This window comes from Mesorhizobium sp. M0174, assembly GCF_040322275.1.
GTDB lineage: Bacteria > Pseudomonadota > Alphaproteobacteria > Rhizobiales > Rhizobiaceae > Mesorhizobium.
In genome coordinates this window covers 72,109-80,618 of the sequence record NZ_JAMYTB010000021.1, presented here as the reverse complement: position 1 = coordinate 80,618, position 8,510 = coordinate 72,109, and the positions used below count along the sequence as shown (strand labels likewise).

Sequence of the window (8,510 nt, the reverse complement as noted above, 5' to 3'; positions counted from 1 at the left end):
CCCCCCCCCCCCCCCCCCCCCATTTTTTAACCCCCCCCCCCCCCCCCCCCCCCCCCCCCCCCCCGTCCCCTCCGCCCGCCCCTGCTGTCTTCCCCTCCCGCCCGGCGCGCCCGCGGGGGGGGGCCGGCCCCCCCCCCCCCCACCTTTTTGTCGGAGTATGGATTGCCAAAAGCCGATTTGGACTTGGGTCCGCTACTCCTGGAATGACCGGAGACAATCATGTCGCGCATCGGAATCCACTCATTCGTCTGGTCGGCGAGCTCGGCGCAGGGCGACCTCGAGCGGACGCTGGCCAACACCAGGGAGGCCGGCTTCGACCTGATCGAATTCTCCTATCTCGACCCCGCCAATGTCGACATTGACGGCTTGGCCAAGCGGATCCGCGATCTCGGCCTCGGCGTCGCGATCAGCATCGGACTGCCGGCCGACGGCGATATTTCGAGCGCCAACAAAACGATTGCCGCGCGCGGAGTCGAAATCCTGAGACGTACGATCGCGCTGACCCGCGATCTTGGCGGCCAGAAGGTTGCTGGCATCCTCAGCACCAGCCATGGATTGCAGAGCGAGGCGCCGACGCGCGACCAGTGGAAGCGCAGCGCCGGCACGCTTGCCGAGGTGGCCGAGACAGCAAAATCAGCTGGCGTCAGCCTCAACCTCGAGATCGTCAACCGCTTCGAAAGCAACCTGCTCAACACCGCCGCGCAAGGCATGGCCTTCATCGCGGACAGCGGCTCCGACAACATCTTCCTGCATCTCGACAGCTTCCATATGAACATCGAGGAGGCCGATGTCGGCTTGGCCATTCGCAACGCCGCAAGCAAGATCGGCTATGTCCATATCGGTGAGAGCCATCGCGGCTTCCTCGGCACCGGCAATATCGATTTTGCCGCGATATTCGACGCGCTGACCGCCATCGGCTACAGCGACGACCTCAGCTTCGAATCCTTCTCGTCGGAAATCGTCGATGAGAACCTGTCGCGGAAAACCGCCATCTGGCGCAATCTGTGGACCGACAATATGGAGCTGGCCAAACATGCGCGCCGTTTCATTGCGCTCGGACTGGAGACGGCGCGGCGCAAGGCCGAGCTTGTTTCCGCAACGCACCGGCCTTGAGAACTCGCGTTCCGAAACCGATCTGGTTAGACCAGAGGCGCTGTATTAGCCGGCAAAACGCGGCCCAAGTTCCTCGATGCGGCGGATCATCGCCAGGAAATCCTCCGAGATGCGCTGGTGCAGGTGAACCGCCAGCTCCGGGTATTCCTCAAGGATGCGGCGGAACATCTTGCGGCTGAGCCGCAGCACTTCCGAATCGATTTCGGCAGAGGCGCTGGTCAGCCGGTTGGTATCGGCGATCAGCGCCAGTTCGCTGAGCATGGTGCCGGGGCCGGCGGTGCCGATCGGGATGCGCTCGCCGTCGTGCTCGCGGTAGAGGACGATGCGGCCGCTGATCACGATATAGGCGCAATCGGCCGCGTCATCCTCGCGGTAAAGCTTGTGGTCGGCTTGCAACCTGGTGGTTTCGGCGCCGAAGGCGAGCAGACGCAGTTGTTCCTGCGTAAAGCCCTCGAAGAGCCTCACGGTGGACAGGATGCGGATGTCGTCATCCAGCGCCATCTAGCTACGTCCCCGAACCGTCAGTCCGACTCCTCCCCTACGAGGCCGATCCAAAACCACCTCCAGCCTCAGGACCGTACCCGAAAAGCGCCCCGCCCGGATCGCTTATTTGAATAATGAAATGTTTAAGGAACCAGCTTGTAGCCGCCGCTTTCTGTCACGAGAATTTCCGCGTTGGAAGGATCGCGCTCGATCTTCTGGCGCAGCCGGTAGACATGCGTTTCCAGGGTGTGGGTGGTGACGCCGGAATTGTAGCCCCAGACTTCCTCCAGCAGCACGTCGCGGGTCACCACCTTCTGGTCGGCGCGGTAGAGATATTTGATGATCGAGGCTTCCTTTTCGGTCAGCCGCACCTTGGCGCCGCGCGGGTCGATCAGAAGCTTCTGGCTGGGCTTGAACGTGTAGGGGCCGACCGAGAAAGTGGCGTCCTCGCTCTGTTCGTGCTGGCGCAGCTGGGCGCGGATGCGGGCCAGCAGCACGGCAAAGCGGAACGGCTTCGTCACATAGTCGTTGGCGCCGGCCTCGAGGCCAAGGATGGTGTCGGAATCGGTGTCGTGGCCGGTCAGCATGATGATCGGCGCCTTGTAGCCGCCCTTGCGCAATATCTTTACCGCCTCGCGGCCATCCATGTCGGGCAGGCCGACATCCATGATGAGCAGGTCGATAAGCCCGCCGCGCGCCGTGGCGATGCCTTTGGCGGCGGTCGCTTCCTGCAGGACATCGAATTCCTCATAAAGCGACAATTGCTCGACAAGGGTGCCGCGCAGGTCGTCATCGTCGTCGACGATCAGAATGGTGCGTGAAGTCATGGATCAATCCGTTGTTTTGAAAAGAGATTTCAGTTGACCGCAGCCTGTTTATGCGGAAGCTGACCGGCACAACAGCCGTTCACAGTGATTTGTTCCGTGGCACGATCATACAAGAAAAAACACGATCGCAATGCAGTCGGCGCAATTTTGCCGAAAGGGCTCGCCGTGCTCACCGTGCGCGCGCGCCCAGGCCATGCCAGCCAAGGCTTTCTGCAGGCCGGCAAACTGGTGTTTCCATGTGCGCTGGGGCATGGCGGCATCTCGGCGGCCAAGCGCGAGGGCGACGGCGCCACGCCGCTTGCCTCGATGCGGATATTGTCGGGATATTTTCGCGGCGACCGTTTTGCCGGCGGCCGCCGGACGCGGCTCGCGATGACGCCGATTGGCCGCGACCTCGGCTGGTGCGAAGTGCCTGGGGACCGCAACTACAACCGCCCGGTCAAAATCCCCTATGGCGTCAGCCATGAGCGGATGCTGCGCACCGACGATCTCTATGACGCCTGCCTGGTGCTGGACTGGAACATTGTGCCGCGGCGGCGCGGGCGCGGCAGCGCCATCTTCTTCCACCTGGCGCGCCCCGGCTTTACGCCGACGCAAGGCTGCGTCGCGGTAACGGCTCGCACCATGGCGCGGCTGCTGCCGCTGCTGTCGGAACGGACGGTGATAAGGGTGGTAAGGTAGGGGAGAATAGTGAGCGAATTGGTCGGGAAGGATATTCGCGGACCCGCCGCTTAGCTTCACTACTCACTACACCGTCCTAGCGCTTCCTCGGCAGCTGCCAACCCGTGTCGAGAAGGCCGAGCCGGCCAAGTTCGCGGTCCATGGCGCGTGCGATGTCCTTGCGTTCGCCGCCGATGTCGCGCAGCTGGCGATCAGAGAGATCCTCGACATTCTCGTAGGGAAGATTGACCGCGATTTTTGCGTAGCGAAACCAGTCAAGCACGGCGCGCAGCCAGGCCGGGCGGAGGGTAACAGGGCGCAAGGTGATGTCAGACATGGTGCAATCCGCTTCTCCGGACATCAAATCCGGTTTGATGTTTCTTCGATGACCAGATCATGACCGATTGAAATCAAAACGGGAAACGAGTAGTTTTTTCTGCATCTTCAAGTTTTGTTTGAGAATTGGAATGCTCGACCGAACTCTCCTCGTCTGGCACTGATGGCGCGCCTGCTGCCTGGAACCCGTGCGCTGCGGACGCTGGAGGCAGCGGCCCGGCATCTCAATTTCACCCGCGCCGCCGACGAGCTCGGCCTGACGCCGGCAGCGGTCAGCCATCAGATCAAGGAAATCGAGGATCAGCTCGGCATCGTGCTGTTCACACGCACCAGCCGCACGATCCGGCTGACCGAGGCGGGTGCGGTGCTGTTCGAAGCTTCGACCGATGCGCTCGACCTGCTTGGCCGGGCCGTCTCACGGGCGCAGAAGACGGCACGCGGATCGGCGCTGCTGAAGGTCACCCTCGATGCGCAATTCGCGACGAAGTGGCTGATGCGGCGCGTCGACGATTTTCGCAAGCAGCATCCGGCGATCGAGCTGCGTTTCGACATCAGCTACGAGGTGCGCGACTTCGATCGCGACGACGTCGATCTCGGCATCCGTTTCGGCACCGGCAAATATCAGGGGCTTCGCTCGCACCGGCTGTTCGAAAACGTTATCATTCCGGTCTGCAGCCCGGCCCTGTTGCGGGCCGGGCCGCCCCTGAAGGAGCCGCGCGACCTGTTTCATCATACGCTGGCGCATATCGAGTGGTCGCGCCAGGGCGTCACCTGGCCGAACTGGAGCATGTGGATGGCGGCGGCGGGCGTCGACGATTTCGACGACAGCCGGACCATCGTGTTCGGCAATTCGACCGATGCCGTCCAGGCCGCGCTCGACGGCAACGCGGTTGCGCTCGCCGATTTCGCCATGGTGGCAAACGACCTTTCGGAAGGCCGGCTGATCCGGCCGTTCGAACTCGGCATCAAGGTCGCGCCCGAATTCGCCTATTTCCTGGTCTATCCCGAAACGGCGGCGAATGATCCGCGCATCGTCGCCTTTCGCGATTGGCTCCTCGAGGAAGTCGCCAAGACGCCGACCTGACGGTCAGCCGGTCGCCGCCGCGCCGAACCAGCCGATCACCGCGCCGATGAGAAGCAGCACGCCAAGCCAGTGACCAACATCGATGAGCGTCAGATCCCAGCCGAAACCTTCGTAGCGATGGTTGACCGAAAGCGTCGTGGCGACGAACCCCAGCCAGAGAACGAAGCCGAAGATCACCCCGGCAAGCAGGCTCGGTTCGCCGCCGGTCACCGCGCCGATGATCAGCGACATGACCAGCGCCATCACGATCTCCGCGACGAAGGAGACGACGAAGGGCAGCATCGATTTGCTCATCGTCGTCGGATCAAGCTTGGCGGCCTTCAGCCACGGCTTGCTCAAACCCATGTACCAGGCGGCGCCGAACAACCACGCCAGGACGGCGGCGACGATTACCGCCAGCCAGTTGATTGCCGAAAAATCCATGGTTCCCTCCGGTCGATTGCGCGATGGAACGCCTGTTCGGCGATGCCGTCAAGCAAGACGCCAGACGGTGGTGCGCTTGATCTCGGCGTCTTCCAGCGCGCGGGTCATCGCCACTTCGTAGACGGCAAGCGGCTCCAGCCCGGTCTTCGGCAGATAGGAGCGGCCGGGATCGCCGACGAGAATGTCGGCGCCGCGCGCCCTCAGCCGGGCGAACCACGGCATCAGCCCGTCGGCAAAGGACTTGTCGTAGAAGACATCGCCGGCCAGCACGACGTCCCACCCGGCATCGCTGCCGATGGGATCGCCGGCGAGGAATTCGATCTCGGTCCCATTGGCCTCGGCATTGAGGCGGATCGCGGTCGCGCAGAACGGGTCGATATCGGCGGCGATCACCTCGGCAGCGCCGGCCTTCACTGCTGCAATAGCGACAAGGCCGGAGCCTGAGGCGAAGTCGAGCACGCGCCTGCCGCGCACCGCCGCCGGATTGTCGAGGATGTAGCGGGCAAGGCCCTGGCCGCCGGCCCAAGCGAAAGCCCAGAAGGGTGGCGGCAGGCCGATTTCGGTCAGCTCGTCCTCGGTCCGCTGCCATAATCCATGTGCCTCGTCGGCCAGGTGCAGGCGGACCTCCGGCACATGCGGCGGCGCCATCAGCGCCGTGTTGTCGAGGATGAATTTCCTGGCGCTGTCCGGCGTCAGCGCCGTCATGGCGCCGGCGTCAGGCCGCCCATGCGGCAAACCTCTTGCCATTCGGCCGGCGTCACCGGCTGCACGGACAGCCGCCCGAGCCGCACCAGCGCCATGTCGGCCAGCTGTGGATTGGCCTTGGCCTGCTCCAGCGTCACCGGCTTCGGCATGTCCTTGAAGGCGCGGATATCGACGCACTCCCAGCGGGGGTCGTCGGTGGTGCTGTCCTGATGGGCCAGAGCGCAGACTTCGGCGATGCCGACGATGTCGAGCCCGTCATTGGAATGGTAGAAGAAGCCGAGATCGCCGATCTGCATCGCCTTCATGTTGTTGCGCGCCGCATAATTGCGCACGCCGTCCCATTGCGTGCCGGCCTTGCCCTTGGCCTTGAGGTCCTCGAAGGAGAAGACCGAAGGTTCGGATTTGAACAGCCAGTAGTTCATTGTGTTGCTCCTCCTCAGGTGCCGCCGCGATCAGATGTCCGCCGGCTTGTTGAAGCTCCAGTTCCACTGCCGGATTTCGACGCTTTCGAACAGCCCTGCCTTGGTATAGGGATCGGCCGCCGACAGGGCTTTTGCCGCAGCCAGATCTGGCGCCTCGACGACGGCGAGAGTGCCGTTCGGCTTGCCGTCGGCGTCGAGGAACGGGCCGGCGAAGGCCAATTTCTTGTCGCCGTTCAGCCCTTCCAGGAAGGCAAGGTGCTTGGGCCGCGTATCGAGCCGCACCTGCAGGCTTCCTGGCTTGTCCTTGCAAATCAGCGCAAACAGCATCTTTTCCATCTCCGCAATCATTGGGAATTACATGTCGGTTTCGGTCTTGAGCGGCCGTGTCATCAATGCCGATACAGCCTGGTCTATGGTTATGGTGCCGTCCAGTATGGCGGCGACGGCGGCAATGATCGGCGCGTCGATCCGGCGCTCGCCGGCGATGCGGGCGGCGATTGCCGCCGTCGGCACGCCTTCCGCCAAAGGCAAGCCGGCAAGCGGCTTGCCTTGCCCCAGCGCCAGCCCATAAGCGAAATTGCGCGACTGCGCGGACGAGCAGGTGAGCAGCAGGTCGCCGAGGCCGGAAAGCCCCATCAGCGTCTCCGGCTTGGCGCCAAAGGCGGCGCCGATGCGGCGCAATTCGACGAAACCGCGCGTCACCATCGCCGCCTGGGCGCTGGCACCGAGCCCGGCGCCGGTGACGGCACCCGCGGCAATGGCAAAGACGTTCTTCAGCGCGCCGCCGATCTCGACGCCGATCAGGTCGTCGCTCGAATAACAGCGCAGGTTTTCCGCCGAAAAGCGGGCGGCGAGGTCGGTGGCCAGAGCCTCGTCGCGGGCGGCGACCACGACGGCCGTCGGCAGGCCCCTGGCGACGTCGGTGGCAAAGCTTGGGCCCGACAAAGCGGCGACCGGATTTGCCGGCAGGATACGCTCGGCAATGGACGACAGCAGCGCGCCGGTGTCGCGCTCGATGCCCTTGGCGCAGAGGACCAGCGGGACGCCTTTCGGCGTATGGCTGGACGCGGCCGTCAGCATAACCCGTAACGACTGTGCCGGCGCCACCGCCAGAACGCAGTCGACGCCGTCGAGGGCGGCCACGATGTCGCTCGTCGCCACGATGCCGGCCTGGAGCGCGATGCCCGGCAGATAGCGCGGATTTTCGCCACGCTCGATCGCCGCGACGGTCTCCGGGTCGCGCGCATAGAGGCGGACGAAATGACCGGCGCGCAGCATGGCCAGCGCCAGCGCCGTGCCCCAGGCGCCGCCGCCGAGCACGGCGACGCGCCAACCGCTTGGCGCCTTGTGCTCGCTGGCGGTCATGCCTTGGCCCCACGCCGGCCCGAGCCGACCATCGGAGCGGAGATGCTGTCCAGCGGCCACCGCGAGCGCGGCACGAAATCGGCGGCGTTTTCGCCTGATATCCCGGCGCGCAGGCGCTCGATGCCGGCCCAGGCGATCATCGCCGCATTATCGGTGCAGAGGTTAAGCGGCGGCGCGACGAAGCTGAACCCGACCTGCTTGCACAGGCCCTGCAATGTCGCCTTGATCGTCCGATTGGCGGCGACGCCGCCGGCAACAACCAGCGCAGGCTCGGCCTTGTCCGGGAATTGCTGACGGAACCTGGTCAGCGCCCGCGCAACACGGTCGCCCAGCGCATCCGCGACCGCCGCCTGGAAGGAGGCGCAGATATCGGCGACGTCCTGGTCGCTCAGCGGGGCAATCGCCGTTGCCGCCTGGCGGACCGCGGTCTTGAGACCGGAGAAGGAAAAATCTGGCTGTGCCGAGCCCTTCATCGGGCGCGGAAACGCAAAACGCGCCGAATCGCCATTTGCCGCCGCCTTCTCGACATTCGGTCCGCCCGGATAGGGCAGGCCGAGCATCTTGGCCGTCTTGTCGAAGGCCTCGCCAAGCGCGTCATCGATGGTCGTCGCCCAGCGCTGGTAGTCGCCGACGCCGCGCACGGCGACGATCTGGGTATGGCCGCCGGAGACCAGCAGCAAGAGGTAGGGAAAGTCGAGCCCATCGGTCAATCTGGCCGTCAGCGCGTGGCCTTCGAGATGGTTAATGGCGATCAGCGGTTTTTTGGCTGCTGCGGCGATTGCTTTTGCCGTCATCAGGCCGACGATCAGCCCGCCGACAAGACCGGGACCGGCTGTGGCGGCAATCGCATCGATGTCGGCGAGGTCGACGCCGGAATCGGCCAGCGCTGCCTCGATGATGCCGTCGAGCGCCTCGACATGGGCGCGCGCGGCAATCTCCGGCACGACGCCGCCGAAAGCAGCATGCTCCTCGATCTGGCTGAGCACAATGTTCGACAGGATTTGCGGCGTGCTGCGACCGTCCAGCGCCACCACGCTGGCGGCGGTCTCGTCGCAACTCGTCTCGATGCCCAGAACGCGGATCAATTCGTCG

12 protein-coding genes are annotated in these 8,510 nt (G+C 64.4%); 3 read left to right on the top strand and 9 right to left on the bottom strand.

Features of this window, described 5'->3' with window-relative positions:
* Positions 1 to 219: 219 nt before the first annotated feature.
* A complete protein-coding gene (locus tag NKJ13_RS26330) occupies positions 220 to 1,113 on the top strand; it encodes a sugar phosphate isomerase/epimerase family protein (protein WP_352740598.1) in 894 nt (297 codons plus the stop codon).
* A gap of 45 nt (positions 1,114 to 1,158) precedes the next feature.
* Here the strand turns inward: NKJ13_RS26330 and NKJ13_RS26325 are convergent, their stop codons facing one another.
* Positions 1,159 to 1,614: a cyclic nucleotide-binding domain-containing protein gene (locus tag NKJ13_RS26325; protein ID WP_352479987.1), complete on the bottom strand. Its 456-nt coding sequence runs from the start codon at positions 1,612 to 1,614 to the stop codon at positions 1,159 to 1,161.
* A gap of 125 nt (positions 1,615 to 1,739) precedes the next feature.
* Positions 1,740 to 2,423 carry a response regulator transcription factor gene (locus NKJ13_RS26320; protein ID WP_254817802.1) on the bottom strand — a complete coding sequence of 228 codons (684 nt, stop codon included), beginning with the start codon at positions 2,421 to 2,423 and terminating at the stop codon, positions 1,740 to 1,742.
* A 144-nt stretch (positions 2,424 to 2,567) separates the two neighbouring features.
* On the opposite strand from NKJ13_RS26320, the gene NKJ13_RS26315 reads away from it, so the two are divergent.
* The gene (locus NKJ13_RS26315; RefSeq protein WP_352740606.1) at positions 2,568 to 3,104 is read left to right on the top strand and encodes a L,D-transpeptidase family protein; all 537 of its coding nucleotides are present in this window, start codon (positions 2,568 to 2,570) and stop codon (positions 3,102 to 3,104) included.
* Positions 3,105 to 3,180: 76 nt separating this feature from the next.
* On the opposite strand, the gene NKJ13_RS26310 is transcribed toward NKJ13_RS26315, so the two are convergent.
* Complete coding sequence (locus NKJ13_RS26310) at positions 3,181 to 3,420, bottom strand: hypothetical protein (RefSeq protein WP_254817801.1); 240 nt, start codon at positions 3,418 to 3,420, stop codon at positions 3,181 to 3,183.
* Positions 3,421 to 3,582: 162 nt separating this feature from the next.
* On the opposite strand from NKJ13_RS26310, the gene gcvA reads away from it, so the two are divergent.
* Positions 3,583 to 4,503: a transcriptional regulator GcvA gene (gcvA, locus tag NKJ13_RS26305; RefSeq protein ID WP_352740596.1), complete on the top strand. Its 921-nt coding sequence runs from the start codon at positions 3,583 to 3,585 to the stop codon at positions 4,501 to 4,503.
* Positions 4,504 to 4,506: 3 nt separating this feature from the next.
* Here gcvA and NKJ13_RS26300 read toward each other — a convergent pair whose 3' ends face one another.
* Genes NKJ13_RS26300 through tsaD form a run of 6 tightly spaced genes read right to left on the bottom strand, consistent with a single transcriptional unit; the run spans position 4,507 to position 8,500 of the window.
* Positions 4,507 to 4,926: a DUF1761 domain-containing protein gene (locus tag NKJ13_RS26300; RefSeq protein ID WP_352740594.1), complete on the bottom strand. Its 420-nt coding sequence runs from the start codon at positions 4,924 to 4,926 to the stop codon at positions 4,507 to 4,509.
* Positions 4,927 to 4,974: 48 nt separating this feature from the next.
* Entirely contained in the window at positions 4,975 to 5,631 is a 657-nt protein-coding gene (locus NKJ13_RS26295) for a class I SAM-dependent methyltransferase (protein WP_352740604.1), read from the bottom strand.
* Positions 5,628 to 6,053, bottom strand: coding sequence for an EVE domain-containing protein (locus NKJ13_RS26290; RefSeq protein WP_254817798.1), 426 nt, complete (start codon positions 6,051 to 6,053; stop codon positions 5,628 to 5,630). Before NKJ13_RS26290 ends, NKJ13_RS26295 begins: the two co-directional genes overlap by 4 nt.
* A 30-nt stretch (positions 6,054 to 6,083) precedes the next feature.
* Positions 6,084 to 6,380 carry a YciI-like protein gene (locus NKJ13_RS26285; protein WP_292663798.1) on the bottom strand — a complete coding sequence of 99 codons (297 nt, stop codon included), beginning with the start codon at positions 6,378 to 6,380 and terminating at the stop codon, positions 6,084 to 6,086.
* A gap of 27 nt (positions 6,381 to 6,407) precedes the next feature.
* Positions 6,408 to 7,418, bottom strand: a complete 1,011-nt coding sequence (locus NKJ13_RS26280; protein WP_352740593.1) for an NAD(P)H-dependent glycerol-3-phosphate dehydrogenase — start codon at positions 7,416 to 7,418, stop codon at positions 6,408 to 6,410.
* Positions 7,415 to 8,500, bottom strand: a complete 1,086-nt coding sequence (gene tsaD / locus NKJ13_RS26275; RefSeq protein ID WP_352778813.1) for a tRNA (adenosine(37)-N6)-threonylcarbamoyltransferase complex transferase subunit TsaD — start codon at positions 8,498 to 8,500, stop codon at positions 7,415 to 7,417. Before tsaD ends, NKJ13_RS26280 begins: the two co-directional genes overlap by 4 nt.
* Between the last annotated feature and the right edge of the window lie 10 nt (positions 8,501 to 8,510).